Origin of the sequence: Brevundimonas sp. SORGH_AS_0993 (assembly GCF_030818545.1) — a bacterium.
Lineage (GTDB): Bacteria > Pseudomonadota > Alphaproteobacteria > Caulobacterales > Caulobacteraceae > Brevundimonas.
The window spans coordinates 603,903-623,339 of record NZ_JAUTAH010000001.1; the positions used below are offsets into that span (position 1 = coordinate 603,903).

10 protein-coding genes and 1 pseudogene are annotated in these 19,437 nt (G+C 65.5%); 5 read left to right on the forward strand and 6 right to left on the reverse strand.

Translation table 11 applies throughout. The features are described 5' to 3' along the window. Positions 1 to 63: 63 nt before the first annotated feature. Positions 64 to 1,022: pseudogene (locus QE389_RS03075) on the reverse strand (IS481 family transposase). A 155-nt stretch (positions 1,023 to 1,177) separates the two neighbouring features. Here QE389_RS03075 and QE389_RS03080 point away from each other — a divergent pair. Beyond that, the gene (locus tag QE389_RS03080; RefSeq protein WP_307364557.1) at positions 1,178 to 1,420 is read left to right on the forward strand and encodes a hypothetical protein; all 243 of its coding nucleotides are present in this window, start codon (positions 1,178 to 1,180) and stop codon (positions 1,418 to 1,420) included. Between the two features lie 68 nt (positions 1,421 to 1,488). Beyond that, positions 1,489 to 1,623: a hypothetical protein gene (locus QE389_RS03085; RefSeq protein ID WP_307364559.1), complete on the forward strand. Its 135-nt coding sequence runs from the start codon at positions 1,489 to 1,491 to the stop codon at positions 1,621 to 1,623. 817 nt (positions 1,624 to 2,440) lie between these two features. Here the strand turns inward: QE389_RS03085 and QE389_RS03090 are convergent. From QE389_RS03090 to QE389_RS03110, 5 genes are all read right to left on the reverse strand, one after another. After that, positions 2,441 to 4,930, reverse strand: a complete 2,490-nt coding sequence (locus tag QE389_RS03090; RefSeq protein ID WP_307364561.1) for a TonB-dependent receptor — start codon at positions 4,928 to 4,930, stop codon at positions 2,441 to 2,443. A 178-nt stretch (positions 4,931 to 5,108) separates the two neighbouring features. Beyond that, positions 5,109 to 6,644 carry an amidohydrolase family protein gene (locus tag QE389_RS03095; protein ID WP_307364564.1) on the reverse strand — a complete coding sequence of 512 codons (1,536 nt, stop codon included), beginning with the start codon at positions 6,642 to 6,644 and terminating at the stop codon, positions 5,109 to 5,111. 65 nt (positions 6,645 to 6,709) lie between these two features. Further along, positions 6,710 to 8,992 carry a TonB-dependent receptor gene (locus QE389_RS03100; RefSeq protein ID WP_307364566.1) on the reverse strand — a complete coding sequence of 761 codons (2,283 nt, stop codon included), beginning with the start codon at positions 8,990 to 8,992 and terminating at the stop codon, positions 6,710 to 6,712. Between the two features lie 126 nt (positions 8,993 to 9,118). After that, the gene (locus tag QE389_RS03105; protein WP_307364569.1) at positions 9,119 to 10,042 is read right to left on the reverse strand and encodes a DUF4880 domain-containing protein; all 924 of its coding nucleotides are present in this window, start codon (positions 10,040 to 10,042) and stop codon (positions 9,119 to 9,121) included. Then, positions 10,039 to 10,683: an RNA polymerase sigma factor gene (locus QE389_RS03110; protein ID WP_307368878.1), complete on the reverse strand. Its 645-nt coding sequence runs from the start codon at positions 10,681 to 10,683 to the stop codon at positions 10,039 to 10,041. Before QE389_RS03110 ends, QE389_RS03105 begins: the two co-directional genes overlap by 4 nt. A gap of 305 nt (positions 10,684 to 10,988) precedes the next feature. On the opposite strand from QE389_RS03110, the gene QE389_RS03115 reads away from it, so the two are divergent. From QE389_RS03115 to QE389_RS03125, 3 genes are all read left to right on the forward strand, one after another. Further along, the gene (locus tag QE389_RS03115) at positions 10,989 to 11,324 is read left to right on the forward strand and encodes a helix-turn-helix transcriptional regulator (RefSeq protein WP_307364571.1); all 336 of its coding nucleotides are present in this window, start codon (positions 10,989 to 10,991) and stop codon (positions 11,322 to 11,324) included. Continuing rightward, on the forward strand, positions 11,314 to 12,612 hold the full coding sequence (locus QE389_RS03120; RefSeq protein WP_307364574.1) for a type II toxin-antitoxin system HipA family toxin: 1,299 nt from the start codon (positions 11,314 to 11,316) through the stop codon (positions 12,610 to 12,612). Before QE389_RS03115 ends, QE389_RS03120 begins: the two co-directional genes overlap by 11 nt. 510 nt (positions 12,613 to 13,122) lie before the next feature. After that, positions 13,123 to 19,284, forward strand: a complete 6,162-nt coding sequence (locus QE389_RS03125) for an Ig-like domain-containing protein (RefSeq protein WP_307368881.1) — start codon at positions 13,123 to 13,125, stop codon at positions 19,282 to 19,284. The last annotated feature ends 153 nt before the right edge of the window (positions 19,285 to 19,437 follow it).

Genomic DNA, 19,437 nt, shown 5'->3' on the forward strand with positions numbered 1-19,437 from the left:
GATGCGCAGGGCCAGGTGTTGAACAGCATCGCCCCGTGCGACTGCCAGCTACGCTGGGCCGGTCTAGGTGTTCAGTCCCGGCATCTGGTGGATCGGATCGAGGATGAATCGCTCTGGTTCTGGAGTCCAGATTTTGGCGATGTATTCGTAGGGTGTGAGGCCGCTGAGGGTCTTGAGCCTGCGGGCGAAGTTGTAAGCGGCCATAAAGTCGGCGAGGTGGGTGCGCAGTTGATCGTGGCTGTCGTAATGGAAGCGCTTGACGGTGGCGTCCTTGATGGTGCGGTTCATCCGTTCGACCTGGCCATTGGTCCACGGGTGGTTCGGCTTGGTCAGCCGGTGCTCTATGCCGTTGGCGTCGCAGATCATGTCGAAGCGCATCTGACGAGAGTAAAGCGGTGTTGCGGTTGCGGGGCTGCTCGGCGAACTGGATGCCGTTGTCCGTCAGGATTGTGTGGATCCTATACGGCACGGCCCGCAGCAGGTACTCCAGGAACTGCCACGCTGTTCGTCTGTCGGCCTTGTCGATCAGTTGGGTGACGGCGAACTTGCTGGTTCGATCGATGGCGACGACAGATAGAGCTTGCCCTCCGCAGTCTGAACCTCGGCGATATCCATGTGGAAGAAGCCAATCGGATAACGCTTGAAGCGCTGCCGTTTGGGCTTGTCGCCTTCGATATCGGGCAGGCGCGAGATGTAGTGGCGCTGAAGGCAGCGGTGCAGCGCTGACCGGGTGAGATGCGGAATGGAAGGCTGAAGGGCGTAAAGGCAATCGTCCAGCGGCAAGAGCGTATGCCGCCGGAACGCGACCACCATCGCTCCTCGGCTTCGCTCAGAACGGTCGAGCGCAGCTCCCGCGGCCCGGTTTTCATATCTTCGACCGAAGTCCGCTTGCGCCACTTCGCCACCGTCTTGGGGTTGATCCCCAACTCCCGGCTCAACGTCGAGAGCGAAGCCTGCGATCGCTTTATTGCTGCTCGGACGGCGTGCGTGGTCGTGGCGCTCTCGTGACGAACCTGTCCCATAAGGCATCCTTCCATTCCAACGAAACACACCATCAAACCATGGGATCAAACAAACGCCGGACACAACTATTTCGTGGCCGACGGGGATCGGGCGAACGCCGATTCACGACGTCGATCCGGGCGAGCGGGAACCGTCGAAGTCGGCCACAGGCTGGATGAATATTTCCGCCCCGGGCGATGTGTATGAGGTGCTCGTCGCCGCCGGTCGCTTGAAGCACCCGTTCGAAAAGCGCAACGAAGCCGACGCCGCCCGGGTGCGCGATCGCGAATGGGAGTTGCGCTCGGCTTTCACGGTGCCGCACTGGAACGACGTCGCGCAGGTGATTGAGTTTGTGTTCGAAGGCCTGGACACATTCGCCGAAGTCTTCTTGGACGGTGTCGCTAGGCCGGGCCGATAACATGTTCCGGACTTGGCGCTACGATCTGGGTTCGCACCTCATGCCGGGCCCGCAGACAGATCAATGATGTGGCCTTCGCCACATTAGAGGCACCGGAGAACGAGGCTTGGGCCGAGGTCTGGGTCGAAATGTCGAAACAGGCGACCGGCCTGGCCCTGGAGGTCATCCTGGCCGGTCCCGCCGGGGAAACGGCCCAGCCCTGAGCGTGCCTCTAGGAACTGCTGTGCACGTCGTCTATCCCGAGGTTCATGCGCGTATGACCATGCGGATGGGCGGCGCGGCGGAGTCGCCAGATGGCTGGCGGCTGAGGGAGCGTGACCGAAGCCATAGGAGATCGCTGCGCACAGTGAGGAAGAGAGCCGCAAACTCTCTGGCGATGATGGAGGCCGCCGACGCAAGAGGGGCGAAACCTCAGGGAACGCAGGGCGTCCGGAACGGCGGGACGGACTGACTGCTGGCGCGACGCTTGGGGACATTTCCCAGCCGCGGTCTCAGCAGGCGGGTCAATCCGACAATCCGCTGAAAACCTGTGGATGAGCCCGCCGAGCGACGTCGCGTTTGGAGGCGGCCTTGCGGGTTGCTCTGATTTAGGAAGAAAATCTTCTACGAAAATCAAAACTTAAATCCGAGAAGTGGCTCCCTTTCGTGGAGGCGTTTCGAACTCTGTGCCGTGTCCAGTCTTCCGGGTTCCGGCGCTCGCTGGAGCTATTCCGCTTATCCGGATTGAACCCTCCCGGTGCCGCCAATGTCAGATCTTAGGGCCTTGTAGGGCATCACTCATACATGGATGGAGCGTCCCGCGGTGGTCATGATGTAGAGCGTCAGCAAGGAGGCATGGCGGGGTGACGTCGGCAGACCTTCGCAGCGGGCGTCCCCTTCATCGTCCCGCCGACGGTTGCATTGGTCGAAAGTCTCAAGGATGTTGAGAGGTTGAGTCAGCAGGCCCTACTTGGATAGGGTGCCCGTCGTGTCGGCGCCAATCTAGAGGAATACCACCTTCACCATCGGGCAAGCTGCGGCTTAGAAAATATGGCGTAGGGTAAGCTGTAGCGTCCTGGGAGCATAAGCGACGACATAGCGCTCATACTCGGCGCGAGAGGCCGCCCATGTCACCCCGTTCGAATTCAGGGCGTTGGTGATCTGCAGGCCGAGCGCTCCCGCGCCGCTCTTCAGATCAATCCCCGCATTCACGAGCGTGGAGGCGGGTAGATGTTCGTAGTAGGGGTCCAGGCGATCAAAAACAGACCCTGCATATCCCCGGTGGACGAACTCGATCCGGGGACTCAGTTCAAGGTCCCGCGGCAGGCGAAACGTGCCGATCAAAGCAGCTGAAGCTCGCAGATCCGGCTCATAGGGTATGCGGTCGCCGACTTTTCCCGCGACATCGAACGTCGTGGACGTCGATGCCTTGGTCAGTCTTGCATCAGTGTGGGATAGGGACCAGCGCACCCGCAGATTGGATGTCAGTCCCAGTCGGCCTTCCACCTCGAATCCCCGGATGGCGGCTTCGCCGGCGTTGGTGATGAAGTTGAAGTTCGGAATGCGCGCCGCGACCTGCATGTCCGACCAGAGCACCTGGAAGACGGCGGCGTCGATCAGGAGGCGTCCGTTGCCGGCCGTGGTCTTCAGGCCGAGCTCGAAGTTCCGGACGCCGTCCGGCCGATAGGCGACATAGGCGTCGGCCAGTCCAGGGGTGTTGTTCGCCCCGCCTGGACGAAATCCCTCGGCGTACTGCGCGAAAACCATGGCGTGGGCGTTGAACCGATAGGCGGCGGTGGCGCGACGGACCCAGCCCGACTCATGATTATGGTTCACCGCTTCGGGGCCCTGAACCGAGGCGTTCAGGTAACTGGTCTGAAGAACCTGGGCCCGGGAAATCTTGTCGTATTCGTATCGACGCGCGCCCAGGCGCAGGGTCAGATTCGACCAGGGCGATAGAGCGAATTCGCCATAGAGGGCCGTCTGGATCAGATCCACGCCGGTGCTGCGTGTGAACACGGTGGTCAGCGGCCGCGCAACCCCGCCCTCGACGGTCGCCAGAACGGTGCTGCTGACGGAATAGTCGCGGCGATTCTCGCGGAAGACGCCGAGCGTCCAGTTCAAAAGAGGGTTGGGCGCGGAATCCAGCCTCGCCTCTGCGACCGTCGAACTCACCTCCATCGGCTGATAGCCGACGACCGGCAGGATGGAGTCCACATAGGCTTGATAGGCCGCCAGTTGATCCGCGTCACAGGTAGTCGAGACCCCCACATAACGGGGGCAATAAAGACCGTTTCGGCGGGCGGTGAGCGCAGACAGGCTGGTGTCGATATATTTGGTCGCCCGCCAGTCATAGTGCGACAGGCTGGCGGTCAGGCGCGCGCTCGGCATCGCCTGTTCGACCGTCAGTGCTCCGAGCCGGAAGCGGTTCGGGAACGGCAGCCGGGCGTAGGAACCGAGCCGTCGCCCCCCTAGCGCGGGATCGGTGATGGCGCTGTCCTCGACCTTCTGCTCCTGGACGATCACCGTGGCGTCATAGACGGCGCCGGCTCCGGGCAACCACCTCAAGGCGGCGCGCGCGCCGGTCTTGCGGGCCGCGTTGACGTCTTCGAGGCGCAGGCGCGGGTTGTCGATGTAACCGGGCACGCCTTCCGACCACACCGCCAGTCGGCCGCCGAAAGTGTCGGAAACGGGGGCGTTGACCAGGGCGGCGACCGACCCCGCAGATCCCCCTCCAGCCGCGGCGGCCCAGGACGACTGAAGCCGGATGTCGGACCTCTCGAGATCAGGCCGGTTGTACAATATTCGCACCGCGCCGCTCATGGCGCCGGACCCAAACAGCGTGCCCTGAGGGCCCTTGAGGACTTCAAGCCTCTGCGTGTCGAAGAGGCTGAGATCGGGGGTGATGCTGCTGGGGTCGGAGGTGGCGGAGTTCGGCCCCGAGACCGGCGTGTCGCCAATGTAGAGGGCGACGGAATTTTCTCCGGCGCTCTGCACCCCTCGTAGGGAAAGGCGCCGCTGCCCCGTATTGAGCTCGGTTTGGATCAGCCCCGGGGCCAGACCGCCGAGTTGCGACAGACTGGATAGACCAGAGGCGCCGGGATCGTCGGCGTCGATCACAACCAGGGAAATAGGCGTGCGCGACGCCGTTGTCTCACGCCGGAGCGCCGTGACCACGACCTCATCCACCAGGGCCGGTTCGCCGTCGACGAGGCGAACCGGCGGCTCGCGGCTCTCCGAGACAGGTCTCAAGAGAATGATCCGTCCATCGTCGGACGCGACCTCCAGTCCGCTGCCGTCGATCAGCCGGGCCAGGGCGACCCGTGCGTCCAAGGGACCGTTCAGCGCGGGGGAACGGGCGCGACCGAGGCCTTCGGAGGGAGCGAGAACCTGGATCCCCGCCTGGCGGGCGAAGATCGGCAGGGCGCGCGCCGTCGGCAGGGCGGGAATGGAGAAGTGCCGGACTTCGGCGTGGCTCCTGTCCGGAAGGCAAAGGACGAGCCCAGCCGCCAAGCCGGCGGCGAGCCTCACGCCTGACCTCCAGACTCTGCGGCTCATCCCGCGTGTCCCCACGATCCCCGGAACAGCCCGCTGCAAGCCGACCGCTCCCTGTCATAGGATCGTCGCAGACCGCGCGCATCTCGCAAGTGCGAGATGCGCGCGGAGCTTCGCGCTCGGCCGAACGTCACCATCGGGCCACAGTCGCCCGTCAGGTGAAGGTGATGGTCTCGGCCTGGGCCCAGACCCGGGTCTGGATTTCGGTCATCCTGCGCTTAAGGGCGGGCCAGTCGATGCCGACCATCTGTCCGTCATGCTTCAGCAGCCGGCCCGCGACCCACACGCTGTCGATGTCCGACATCCGGGCGAAGTTGACCACCCGATCCGCAAGACCGCCGATGTGGGGGAAGTTGAAACGGCCGGTGGAGAGCAAGACCAGATTGGCCCGTTTTCCGACGGCGATCGTTCCGGTCTTGTCGCCGCTCTTGATGCCGCGCGCGCCCAGTCGAGTGGCGTAATCGAGGACGTCCTCGGACGTGTACTTCGCCGCCTCCGCCGCCCCTTCGTCTGACAGGTACATGCTCCAAAACGACGCGCGGACATGTTCAAAGTAGTCCTCGGTCAGGGCGACGCCGACATCGATGCCGATGCCGGTCGAGACCCCGGCGCGGCTGGCTCGCCAGTGGCTGGACAGGCCGTTCCCCGCGGCGCGGTACGGGAATTCCCCCATCGAGGATGAGCAATGCATCGCGCCGACGCTCGCCATCAGGGCGAACTCCTCGTCGGTGATCTGGGCGCCGTGCGAGCCATGGTAGTCGTCCCCCAGAAGCCCGGCCTCGTGCAGGTCGACGATACCGCTCCCGCGATGCCCGTAGCAGCCGGCGGGGATCGGGCGCTTGGGCAGACCCGCATGGCAGGCGATCAGCTTCAGGCCCAGGCTGCGGGCGCGACCGATCTCCTTGTCGCGGATCAGTTCAATCGGTCGACCATAGCTGGAGTTGGACATGGCGACCCCCATCTGCAGCGGGGCCGAGGCGTCCGAGAGCACATCGGACATCACCTTCTCGATCGTGCGCCAATGCCGATCGGTGGTGAACTCCTCGCGTCCCGCGGCGGCATCGGCCAGGGGCAAGGTGTCGCCGGGTCCGTAGTTGATGGTGTGCGAGTCCTGGTAGGCGAACCAGCCCGAGACGCCCGAATCCTTCAAGCCGCGCGCGGCGGCCAGGGCCCGGGCCTCATCCTGCTGGCCGTGTGCATAGTCCAGCACCCCGGTGACGCCGGAATCGATGCACTGCAGCCCGCCGATATGGTTGGCCCAGTAATGGTCTTCCGGCGTCAGACACGCCATCACCTTCATCTTCCAGCTCTGGTAGGTGCTGTAGGCGGCCGGATGGGTCTTCACGAGGCGTCCGGCCTCGATACATTCCCAGACGTGACGATGGCCGTCATTCATCCCCGGCATCAGGATCTTCCCGGCCCCGTCGATCACCACGGCGTCGCCGGCGGCGATTCCCGGCTGTATGGCGACGATCTGGCCGTTCTCGATCAGGACGTCGGTGGCGGTCATCTCGCCGAGCCGGGAATCCATGGTCAGCAGATCGGCGCCCTTGACGAGCATCCGTCGGCTCTGGGTTCGTCGGGGCGCGGCAGCAGCCTGGGCGCCCGTGGCGTTGCCCAGGCCGGCGGAGACGGCGGCCGTGGAGGCGGCCGAGAAGCGGAGAAAGTCCTTGCGTGTGAAGCCTTGCATGGGTCAGCCCTCTGAGAGTTGAGATAGGCCGGCGTCGCCTGCAGGCGACGCCGGTTCAGGCGCGGTCAGAAACGGCGGCGGACGTTCACGCCGAGGGTGCGCGGCGGGATGCTGTAGGTCTGCTGCTCATAGGTCGCTTGGGACGCCACCTTCACCTTGCCCACGACGTCGAACAGGTTGTTGGCGAAGACGAAGGCACCCCAGGTCTCGCCCTGTATCCCCAGGCGGAGATTGACGTTGGCGAAGTCCCCCATGGTCTCGTAGTAGGGGCTGGTCGGGCGGAAGGTGGAGGTCGACTCGCCGGTGTAGGCGTAGTCCAGCCGCGCCAGGCCGTCGAAGCCCGAGGCGATCGGCCAGACGTATTCCGCCGAGAAGGCCGCCTTGAAGTCCGGCTCGTTGGGAATGGTGTCGCCCGCCTTGCCGGCGGCGACGATCAGGCCGGTGGTCTGATCGACATCCAGCTTGCCGTCCACGAAACCCATGGACCCCGTCAAAGACAGGCCGGCGATCGGGCGGGCCGCCAGTTCGACCTCCAGTCCCTTGATGGTGGCGGCCCCGACATTGGCGATGAAGCTGAAGTTCGGAATGCTGGCCGCGATCTGCATGTTCGACCACTTGATCTGATAGGCTGAGAGGTTGGCGGTCAGCCTGCCACCCAACCAGGTGGTCTTGGCCCCGACTTCATAATTCTCCAGACTGTCGGAGGTGTAGGGGATCAGGTCGGGGGTCAGCCCTGGGGTGTTGTTGATGCCGCCGGGGCGGAAGCCTTCGGAATACTGTGCGTAGACCATGGCGTCGGGAGTGACGTCGTAGCTGAGGTTCGCGCGCCCGACCCAGCCGTCGGCGCTGCTGTCGTAGGTGCTCAACGGCCCGGCGACGGAGGCGTTGATGTAGCTGGTCGACAGGACCTGGGAGCGGGAGGTCTTTTCGTACTCGTAGGCGCGGGCGCCGAGCGACAGGGTGAATCGTTCGAGGAACTTATAGCTGGCCTCGCCGTAGAAGGCCGTCTGGGTCAGGTCGACGCCGACGAAGCGAGAGAAGTTGTAGACGATCGGCCAGTAGACCTCGCCGGTCGCCGCATCGGCCTCGACCGTTGAGCTGGTCGCCTCGTCCTCGCGTTTTTCCTGGAAGGCGCCCACTGTCCAGGTCAGGGGTCCGTCGGCGTTGGAAGTCAGCCGGACCTCGTTGACCCGGGACTCCACGATCATCGGCTGATAGCCGCTGAGCGGGAAGACGGAGTCGATATAGGCTCGATAGGCCGCGAGTTGGGTCGCGTTGCAGGCACCGGTGATGCCGTTGTAGCGGGCGCAGTAGGTGCCTGCGGCCCGGACCTGAAGCGCCGACAGACTGCCGTCGATATATTTGGTCGAGTCCCAGTCGTAGTAGGAGGTCGAGGCGTTGAGGGTCGCAAAGCCCAGATCCCACTCGGCCGCCAGGTTGAACAGTCGGAATTCGTTGGGGAAGGGCAGCTTGGTATAGGTGTCGGTCTTGTAGTCGCCCAGAGCCGGATACCAGCCGCTGTTGTCGCTCGCCGTCTGCTTCTGGATCGTCAGCAGGCTGGTGATCTTGAGGCTCTCGGTCGGGGTGAACTTCAGCATCAGTCGGCCGCCGTAGGCGCGCGCCTCGTTGATGTCCTCCTGGCCCAGGCGCACATTGTCGACATAGCCTGGGCGCAGTTCGTCGTAGACGACCAGACGGGCGCCCAGGCGGCCTTCCATCAGCGGCACATTGACCATGGCGCGCCCGGCGTAGCCCTGGCCGCCGCTCCGGACCGTGTTGGCGGTCAGATCGACGGCGCCCTCGTAGTCGTAGGCGTCAGCCTCGTTGAAGACGACGCGGAAGGTGCCGCTCATCGAGCCCGACCCGAAGAGCGTGCCCTGGGGTCCGCGCAGGACCTCGACCCGGCTGACATCGAACATGTTCAGGTCCGGCGTGATGCTGCTGGGATCGGAGGTGGCGGAGTTGGGGCCCGTGATGGGGGTGTCGCCCAGATAAAGACCGACCGTGCTTTCCCCGGCGCTCTGGACGCCGCGCACCGATATCCGGCGCTGGCCGGTCTGGCCTTCAGTGAGGTTGAGGCCCGGCACCGAACTGACGATGTCCTGAACGGTCGAGGCGCCCATGTTTTCGAGCGTCTGACCCGAGACCGCTGTGATCGAGATCGGCGTGTCCTGAAGTCGGGTCTCGCGCCTGAGGGCCGTGACCACGACCTCGTCGACCACGGAGGCGTCGTCCTGGGACGGCGTCGTCTGGGCCAGGGCCGAGGCGGGCGGAATGGCGAAAGGCAGTACGAAGGCGGTGGCGGCGCCGCAACAGAGGCGGGCGCGCCGACTGGCGAACTTGATCATCTGAAATCCCCTCATCGCCGCCGCCCATTGCGACCGCGACTGGAGACCCGGATGCGGGGACGCCCCGGTTCCGCCATCTCTCCGTCAAAAAAACTTAACCGGCGTGGCGAGAGCCGGCGTGCGACGTCACCGCAAGGCGGAGGACAGCACGATCCTGTCGCTCGCGATCTGGGCTTTCAGTCCGGAAGTCACCGCCACCGACCGGGCGAAGCCGGCGGGATCACGGGCGTCGAAAAGGCCGGTGATGCGACGCTCCTGGGCGCGCTGATCGCCGATGACGATGGGAACCGCATTGTACCGCGCGAATTCGGCGGCGGCCTCCGACAGGGTGGCGTTCTCGAAAGCAATCAGTCCCGACGTCCAGGCCGTAGCGTTCTCGATCTGCTCGGCGCTCAGCTTGCGGATGGAGACGATGCGGGCGTCGGACAGGACCGCCTGTTCCGCAGGCCCGACAGATTGGCCTTCGCCCGTTCCCTCGACCACGATCAGGCGGCCGCGTTCCACCGTCAGCAGGGCTCCCCCGTTCGTCTTGCGAAGGCAGAAACGTGACATGTCGGTCGACAGACGGACATCGCCCACCTGAACCACATAAGGCTCGCCCAAACCCTTTGCAGCGATTTCTCCGTCGATGAGCCGCAGGCGCGGAAGGCGACCGCTCCGTCCGACCTCGACGCGGGTCTCCGTGTTGAGGCGCGCTTCAAGCCCGTCGCCGAAGGTGATGGTGCGCGTCTCTCCGCGTGTGGTGGCGTAGGCCGTGTCGGCCCCGGAGAACCAGAAGCCGGTTGTGGCGGCGAGGCCGACGCCGGCCGCGATCCCGCCGCCCCAGAGCAGCGACCGACGCGATACAACCCGCGAGTTCCGATGCGGGAGCTGGGCCGCTCCGATGGCGTCGGCATAGGCGAGGGCAAGAGCCTGGGCGCGCGCATAGGCTCCAGCATGACGTGGATCATCGGCCAGCCAAGCCTCGAGTTCAGCCGTCTCGTCCGGCGCCAGGGTCGCGCCGTCGGTGCGGGCCGCCCATTCGGCGGCCGCTTCGTCGATTGCGTTCATTCGCCTGAACTTCCGCGCCGGTTCCCAGTAACACCGCCATTCGGCCGACGACGGGTGTCTTCTTCTTCCGTAGATACGTGAAGGCCCGCGTTTCCGCCATCGCCCTGCGCACTTACGGCCTGCATGATGATTTTGAGCGCCTTGCCGATGTGCTTTTCGACCGTGTTTTCGGACACCTGCATCCGTCGTGCGATCTCGCGCTGGCTCAGAGCCTCGACGCGGCGCAGCATGAAGGCTTCGCGGACCCGGCACGGCATGGCCGCCAGAAGGCGGTCCGCACGACGCAGTTCGTCGCGCAGGAGCGACACGTCTTCCGGTGATGCGCTGTCGGACACAGCCTCGAAGTCGCTGGGTCCCAAGGCCTCGAAGCGGACGACCCGCTCCCGGCGCGCGCGTTGAAGCACAAGTGACCGTGCGGTCTGAAAGAGATAGTTCTTGGGGCTCTGGATATGATCGACGGAGGCGATGCCGACGAGTATGGCATAGGCCTCCTGCACAATGTCATCGACGTCGGTGGCGGGCATGCGTCTGCCGAGCCAGGAGCGCAGGCTGCGTTCGTGGGGCAGGATTTCTCGCGCCAACCAGCGTGCCCGATCTCCTGCCGCCCTCATGCCGAACGCCCCCGTGCGTACGCCATCCATTGTGCGTCGCAACACGGACAATGCCTAGAATATTCGCCAGTTGGGAAGGCCGTAAGGGAAGTACGGTCAACTTAAGAAAGTTGCCCTGACAACGCCCTTGTCTGGCTTTTCGGCGACGGACCCACTGCCTTCGAAGCTTCCGTAATCACTGAAGTTGAAATAATCACTTGACCATTATGGCCGGCCTTAAGGCCTTCAGCGCTGCCCTGTCGGTCAGTTTGTTGATCATTAAGGCCAGACATGTAAGATGACCGATATAACGGTCATGAATTGAATTTGTGACCGCCAGAACAGGCGATTTGAGTATGGGAACGCATATTCGCACCTATTCGCGCACGACCCGGGAGGCGCTCATCCTGATGGGAGGGCAAATCCGTCTGGCGCGTAAACAGCGCAAGATGTCCGAGGCCGATCTGGCGGGGCGCATCGGCATCTCGCGCAGCACGCTACAACTGATCGAAAAAGGTCATGCGAAGGTGGAGATCGGTCTGGTGTTCGAAGCCGCGACGCTCGTGGGCGTGCCGCTGTTCGTCTCCGAGCCGTCTCGGCTCACCGCCCAGATCGAGCGGATAGAGGACAAGTTGGCCTTGTTGCCCCAGGCCGTTCGCCGGCGCCGCTCGGAGGTGAAGGATGACTTCTGAACCGAAGCCTGCCGGACAAGGGCGCCCGGCGGATGAAGCCTATGTATGGATATGGTTGCCCGGAGCGGTCGAGCCGGTCGTGGCTGGCCGGATCGCGCCGGAAGGCAGTCTATATGCCTTCAACTATGGCCGTTCCTACCTGGAGCGGGCCGACGCAGTCCCGATCTATCTGCCCGAGCTTCCCCTTGGGCGGGGTGCGATCACGCCCACGCCGCCGCTCGACATGGCCAGTTGCCTGCGCGACGGGGCGCCTGATGCCTGGGGACGGCGCGTCATCATCAATCGCCTGACCGGGCTTGGCGGCGCCGCGGCGCAGAACGTCGAGTTCGACGAACTGACCTTCATGCTCCACTCCGGTTCCGACCGGATCGGCGCGCTCGATTTCCAGGCGTCGGCGGAGCGCTATGTCGCGCGCGAGCCGGAGAATGCGACGCTTGAGGAACTGCTTGAGGCCGCCGAGCGGGTCGAACGGGGAGAGCCCGTTCCGCCCGCACTCGACAGGGCGCTGTTCCACGGCAGTTCGATCGGCGGCGCACGGCCCAAGGCGTTGATCCAGGACGGCGACACTAGGTTCATCGCCAAGTTCTCGGCGACCAACGACACCTATGCGGTCGTGAAGGCCGAATATGTCGCGATGCGTCTGGCCTCGCAGGTGGGATTGCAGGTCGCGCCGGTGCGACTGGCCAAGGCGAACGGCAAGGACGTCTTGCTTGTGCAGCGCTTCGATCGCGAATATCGCGAGGGCGCCTGGCGACGTCGCGGCATGGTCTCCGCCCTGACCATGCTCGGCCTCAGCGAGATGCAGGCGCGTTACGCCAGCTATATCGAGCTGGCCGAGATCGTGCGTGCGCGCTTCACCGATGCGCAAGCGACCCTGCGCGAACTTTTCGCGCGCATGGTGTTCAATGTGCTGACCGGCAACAGCGACGATCACGCCCGCAACCATGCCGCCTTCTGGGACGGCGCGAATCTGACTCTAACCCCCGCCTATGACCTCTGCCCGCAGGCCCGAACCGGCCGCGAGACGAACCAGGCGATGGCGGTTCATGGTGAGGATCGCCGTAGCCTGCTGGAGAATTGCCGACTCTCGGCTTCGTCTTTCCTGCTGGGTGATGCGGACGCACGCGATGTGATTGCGAGCCAGATCGCGGGCATTCGGGCCGGGTGGGGCGAGGTTTGTGAAGAGGCGGAGTTGAGCGAGGTCGACCGGACGTTCCTATGGCGACGGCAGTTTCTCAATGACTATGCGTTCGAGGACTATGCCGACGGCGCTCCAGACGATTTGTGAGGGGAGACGGCGGAAGAGAACAAGGTCAGCCGAGCCATCTGCTCGTCCGTCAGCCAGTACAGGTCACTCATATCCAAACTCCTCAGGAATCTGAATCAGATCGAGCGCCTCACATCAATGTGTCTTGAGCCTAGGGGCCTGCACAAACAGCCCGAATAAGGTCGTATCCGAACATCCCGAGACTTCTCCGTTGTTCGGTGTGGGAATCACGCCTGCTAGCTTACAAAGTGTGTATAGGGCGGCCGTCGTCGTTTGGCGCAATAGGCATTCTATACAATATTGATGACGCGCGACGAGGACGGCTCAGGCTAGCTCTGTCTTCGGCCGAGGTCCTAATGAATGGGCCACGCGAGGGGGGACGTGTGGGATATGAGAGGGTTTCTGATCAGCCTAGGAATGCGCGCACCCAAGGCGCCGGCGTTGCGTTGCGCGAACTTCAAACGTTGGGCGGCCGCATTTGACGCAAGAGGCGCTTGGTCGAGGTCGTCGTTCGTCTTGGGTCTTTTCGTGATGCTCTTCGGCGCGTCGGCGGCGCTGGCTCAATCACCGACGATTTCAGGGATCTCACCCGCTGAGGGGAGTATGGATGGGGGCGCTTATGTCGTCCTGAGCGGCACGAACTTCACCGGCGCAACAGGGGTTATCTTCGGCGGTACGGCAGCGAGCTTCACGGTCAACAGCGCGACACAGATCACCGCGACGACGCCGGCACACGCCGTGGGCGTTGTGAACGTGGCCGTTACTACCCCTGGCGGGACCGCGACCCTGGCAAATGGCTACACCTTCATCGCTCCGCCGGATGCCAGCAGCTTCACCTACGGCTCGATCGTCGCTTACAACGACGGCGGCAACGTCCCGACCCTGCTCGATCTGTCGGTCGCGACGACTGGATCGACGACAGTTTATGGGGTCGGCAACACCACTACGGCGCAGGGCGGATCTGTCAGCGTCAATGCAACGGGGCAGGCGACCTATACGCCGCCCGTCGGTTTTCGCGGCGCCAACGACAGCTTCACCTGGACCGCCGCCAACGCCGCTGGCACGTCCGCTCGCGCTACGGCGACCGTGATGATCGGTAGCCCCAGCTACTTCGTGACCTTGCCCGCTTACACCGGCGCCGCCGGCCAAGCCTACAATGTCGGCGCGCAACCTGTGCATATGGAGGGCGGGATGCCGCCCTATTCAGGCTTCTCTGCAACGGGATTGCCGGCGGGCCTGAGCATGAGCGCCTCCGGCGTGATCTCGGGCACGCCCACCCAAGCGGGAAGCTTCAACGTCAGCGTACAGGCGACAGACAGTTCAACCGGGGCGGGAGCCTATACCGGATCCGCCCAGGCGACCCTGACCATCGCCTCCGGCGGGCCGACAGTGACCAGTATCTACCCAAGCCAAGGGCCCGTCGCCGGCGGAGCGACGATCTACTTGGCGGGTACAAACTTCACAGGCGTCACGGCTGCTTATTTCGGCTCGACGCCGGCGACGATCGTGGCCGTAGACTCTGCGACGTCGATGCGGGTCATCGCGCCGGCCGGCACGCCGGGTTCAGTCAATGTCACGGTTCACAACCCCTATGGGGTCAGTGCTGTGGCGTCCGCCAACCTCTACACCTATATCGCTACGCCTGCGCCGCCGACCATCGTGTCCGGGCCGCCCCTGGTGACCAACTCGACCTCGGCGACCTTCACGGTCAATCCGGCGCCGGGCACGACGCTTATCGCACAACGAGGCGCGGGCGCATTTGTGGAGGTGACCAGCCCCATCACCTACACGGGCTTTGCCGAGGGCACCTATACGGTGGCGTTCCGATCCTCCGACCGCGGCGTGAGCAGTCAGAGCACGATCTATACATGGACCGTTGATACGACTGCGCCCTCGGCCCCGGTCGTGACGGCGCCGGCGAACGGTTCAACGACGACAAATCCGTCGCCCGCCGTGACGGGGATGGCTGAAGCCAACTCTACAGTCACGGTTTTGATCGATAATTCGTGGATCGGAGCGACGACGGCGAACGCGAGCGGAGCGTGGTCGTTCACGCTGCCCGTCGCGCTTGGCGTCGGCGCTCACACGGTTACGGCCACCGCGACCGATGCTGCCGGCAATGTGTCGCCTGCTTCTGCCGCCAATGTCTTCACGATCCAGAGCACCGCTCCGACGGCGTCGAACCGTTCCGGCGTGGCGGTGGCCTATGACAGCCCCGGTCAAGCCATCGATCTGTCGGCCTCGATCAGCGGCGTCTACGGGTCGATCTCGGTGGCGACGGCTCCGGCCCACGGGACGGTCGGCGTGTCCGGCTCGGTCGTGACCTATACGCCGGCGCCGGGCTACTATGGCGCGGACAGCTTCACCTATACGGCGACGGGTCCGGGCGGGACGTCCAGCGCAGCGACCGTGTCGCTGACGGTGGCGACGCCTTCGGCTCCGACGGCGTCGAACCGTTCCGGCGTGGCGGTGGCCTATGACAGCCCCGGTCAAGCCATCGATCTGTCGGCCTCGATCAGCGGCGTCTACGGGTCGATCTCGGTGGCGACGGCTCCGGCCCACGGGACGGTCGGCGTGTCCGGCTCGGTCGTGACCTATACGCCGGCGCCGGGCTACTATGGCGCGGACAGCTTCACCTATACGGCGACGGGTCCGGGCGGGACGTCCAGCGCAGCGACCGTGTCGCTGACGGTGGCGACGCCTTCGGCTCCGACGGCGTCGAACCGTTCCGGCGTGGCGGTGGCCTATGACAGCTCCGGTCAAGCCATCGATCTGTCGGCCTCGATCAGCGGCGTCTACGGGTCGATCTCGGTGGCGACGGCTCCGGCCCACGGGACGGTCGGCGTGTCCGGCTCGGTCGTGACCTATACGCCGGCGCCGGGCTACTATGGCGCGGACAGCTTCACCTATACGGCGACGGGTCCGGGCGGGACGTCCAGCGCAGCGACCGTGTCGCTGACGGTGGCGACGCCTTCGGCTCCGACGGCGTCGAACCGTTCCGGCGTGGCGGTGGCCTATGACAGCCCCGGTCAAGCCATCGATCTGTCGGCCTCGATCAGCGGCGTCTACGGGTCGATCTCGGTGGCGACGGCTCCGGCCCACGGGACGGTCGGCGTGTCCGGCTCGGTCGTGACCTATACGCCGGCGCCGGGCTACTATGGCGCGGACAGCTTCACCTATACGGCGACGGGTCCGGGCGGGACGTCCAGCGCAGCGACCGTGTCGCTGACGGTGGCGACGCCTTCGGCTCCGACGGCGTCGAACCGTTCCGGCGTGGCGGTGGCCTATGACAGCCCCGGTCAAGCCATCGATCTGTCGGCCTCGATCAGCGGCGTCTACGGGTCGATCTCGGTGGCGACGGCTCCGGCCCACGGGACGGTCGGCGTGTCCGGCTCGGTCGTGACCTATACGCCGGCGCCGGGCTACTATGGCGCGGACAGCTTCACCTATACGGCGACGGGTCCGGGCGGGACGTCCAGCGCAGCGACCGTGTCGCTGACGGTGGCGACGCCTTCGGCTCCGACGGCGTCGAACCGTTCCGGCGTGGCGGTGGCCTATGACAGCTCCGGTCAAGCCATCGATCTGTCGGCCTCGATCAGCGGCGTCTACGGGTCGATCTCGGTGGCGACGGCTCCGGCCCACGGGACGGTCGGCGTGTCCGGCTCGGTCGTGACCTATACGCCGGCGCCGGGCTACTATGGCGCGGACAGCTTCACCTATACGGCGACGGGTCCGGGCGGGACGTCCAGCGCAGCGACCGTGTCGCTGACGGTGGCGACGCCTTCGGCTCCGACGGCGTCGAACCGTTCCGGCGTGGCGGTGGCCTATGACAGCCCCGGTCAAGCCATCGATCTGTCGGCCTCGATCAGCGGCGTCTACGGGTCGATCTCGGTGGCGACGGCTCCGGCCCACGGGACGGTCGGCGTGTCCGGCTCGGTCGTGACCTATACGCCGGCGCCGGGCTACTATGGCGCGGACAGCTTCACCTATACGGCGACGGGTCCGGGCGGGACGTCCAGCGCAGCGACCGTGTCGCTGACGGTGGCGACGCCTTCGGCTCCGACGGCGTCGAACCGTTCCGGCGTGGCGGTGGCCTATGACAGCTCCGGTCAAGCCATCGATCTGTCGGCCTCGATCAGCGGCGTCTACGGGTCGATCTCGGTGGCGACGGCTCCGGCCCACGGGACGGTCGGCGTGTCCGGCTCGGTCGTGACCTATACGCCGGCGCCGGGCTACTATGGCGCGGACAGCTTCACCTATACGGCGACGGGTCCGGGCGGGACGTCCAGCGCAGCGACCGTGTCGCTGACGGTGGCGACGCCTTCGGCTCCGACGGCGTCGAACCGTTCCGGCGTGGCGGTGGCCTATGACAGCTCCGGTCAAGCCATCGATCTGTCGGCCTCGATCAGCGGCGTCTACGGGTCGATCTCGGTGGCGACGGCTCCGGCCCACGGGACGGTCGGCGTGTCCGGCTCGGTCGTGACCTATACGCCGGCGCCGGGCTACTATGGCGCGGACAGCTTCACCTATACGGCGACGGGTCCGGGCGGGACGTCCAGCGCAGCGACCGTGTCGCTGACGGTGGCGACGCCGGCACCGCCCGCCGTCACGCCTCCGGCTGCGATCATCGTGCCGCCTGCGAGCGGCGGCGACACGGCGCCGATCTCGGTTGATCTGGGCGCTCGCACACAAGGGGTGACGGACGGCTATCGCATCACGGTCGACGCCCGGTTCGGGTCTGGCGTGATCCGTTCGTCCAGCGCCACGACGACATCGCAGTCGGTTGGGTCCAGCGCGGCCGGATCGCAGGCGACGGAGACCTTCCTGTTGGTCTATACGCCCGCCGCTAACTTCATCGGCACGGACACTGTGACAGTAGTGGCCTTCGGTCCGGGCGGCGATTCTGCGCCAGCGACCTTCACCTTCCAGGTGGCGGGTAAGGCGCCGGATCTGTCGAACAGCATTGCTTCCAGCGCAACCCTGACCGTGTCGCCCACGGCGACCCTGGTCGGCGGCCCGTTCCAGGCGTTGCGGATCACACGCCAGCCGACCTTCGGCGCGGCGACGGTCCAGGGGTTGAACATCGTCTTCACGCCCGGCGTCGCCAACGGTGGATCGACCTCGCTGGACTATGTCATCGACCTGCCGTTCGGTTCTTCGGCGGCGGGCCGGCTCGATCTCACGGTCGGCCAGGTCCCGGCGTCTCAGGCGCTGGTCGCCGACACGGTCCAGGGCCATCCGGTCACGGTGCGCATCAGCAATGCGGCCGGCGGTCCCTTCACCGGCGCGGCGGTCGCTTCGATCTCACCGACCTCGGCCGGATCGGCGGCGATCACCGGAACGGGCGGAATCTATGACCTGACATTCACGCCGCAAGGGACGTTCTCGGGCCAGGCGGTCATCAGCTTCACCCTGACCAACGCCAACGGAACCTCGACCGGAACCCTGACGGTGACGGTCGCGGCGCGTCCGGATCCGTCGCTGGATCCCGACGTTCGGGGCGTCGCCTCGGCTCAGGTCACGGCCGCTCGCCGGTTCTCCGATGCGCAGGTCGACAACTTCCAGCGCCGTCTGGAAGGCCTACGCGACGGGTCGAACGAATCGCGCAACGGTCTTAGCCTGAACGTCGGCGGCGTCGGCGGTCAGGACGACCGCGACCCCCGCGTCGCCCTGAGGCGTCAGCTGGGCCAGGATCAGCGTCTGGATCCCGGCGCGCTGGGCGATGATCGCGATCGCGACATGCTGGGCTTGAACTTCGGGTCCGATCGCGCACCGCCGGCCGAGCCGGCGGCGCGCCCGGGCGGCCAGCTGAACGCGGCGTCGGCCGGGCAGGGCGCGACCCAAGGCGGTGGACCCGTCGGGGTCTGGACCTCGGGTTCGGTCGATTGGGGTCGTCAGGACGCCAAGGGCCTGCGTGACAGCCGGTTCACGACGCAAGGCGTGACGGCGGGCCTCGATATTCGCCTGAACGACACCCTGATCGTGGGCGGCGGCCTGGGCTATAGCGAGGACAAGACAAGGATCGGCGACAACGGATCGACCTCCAGAGGCAAGGCCACGACCGGCGCCCTCTACGCCAGCTGGCGACCGGCCGAGGGCTGGTTCGTCGACGGCGTGGTTGGGCTGTCCCGGCTCGATTTCGACACCCGTCGCTGGGTCGTGGGCCTGCTGGGTCAGACGAACGGCTATGCCGAAGGCGAGCGGTCGGGCGACGTGCGCTTCGCCTCGGCCTCGGTCGGACGCACCTTGCGCCGTCAGGGCCTGGCCGCCGACCTCTATGTCCGCATGGAGGGCCGCGACATCGCTCTGGACGCTTTCACCGAAACCAGCGGCGGCTTGTCGGCCCTGACCTGGGATGCGCTGGATCAGAGCGGCCTGTCGGTCAATCTGGGCGCGTCGTGGCGCTGGACGATCGAAAGCCGCCGCTTCGGCGTCCTGAGGCCGACCGCGCGTCTGGAATGGTCGCACGAACTGGAGGACATCGAGACTCAGGGCATCCGCTACGCCGACTGGGCCGCCAGTCCGACCTATCTGGTCCCGCTGGACGGCTGGTCGCGCGACGCTCTCAACCTTGACCTCGGCGCGGAATGGTCGCTGAGCGACCGCCTGATGCTGAGCCTCGGCTATCGCGGCATGCTGGGTGACGCCAGCACCAGCCACGGCGGGATGGTCGGGCTCAAATACGGCTGGTAATCGGATTGCGGGCTGCCGCCATGCGGCGGCCCGAAACCTTGGACATGACACAGATGCGGGTTTTATCAGGCCGATTGATTTCCGCCCCTGACAGGTCTTTGCTGGAACCAACTAGGACTCCATCACGGCGATGGCTTCTGCCGGCCGCTTTAA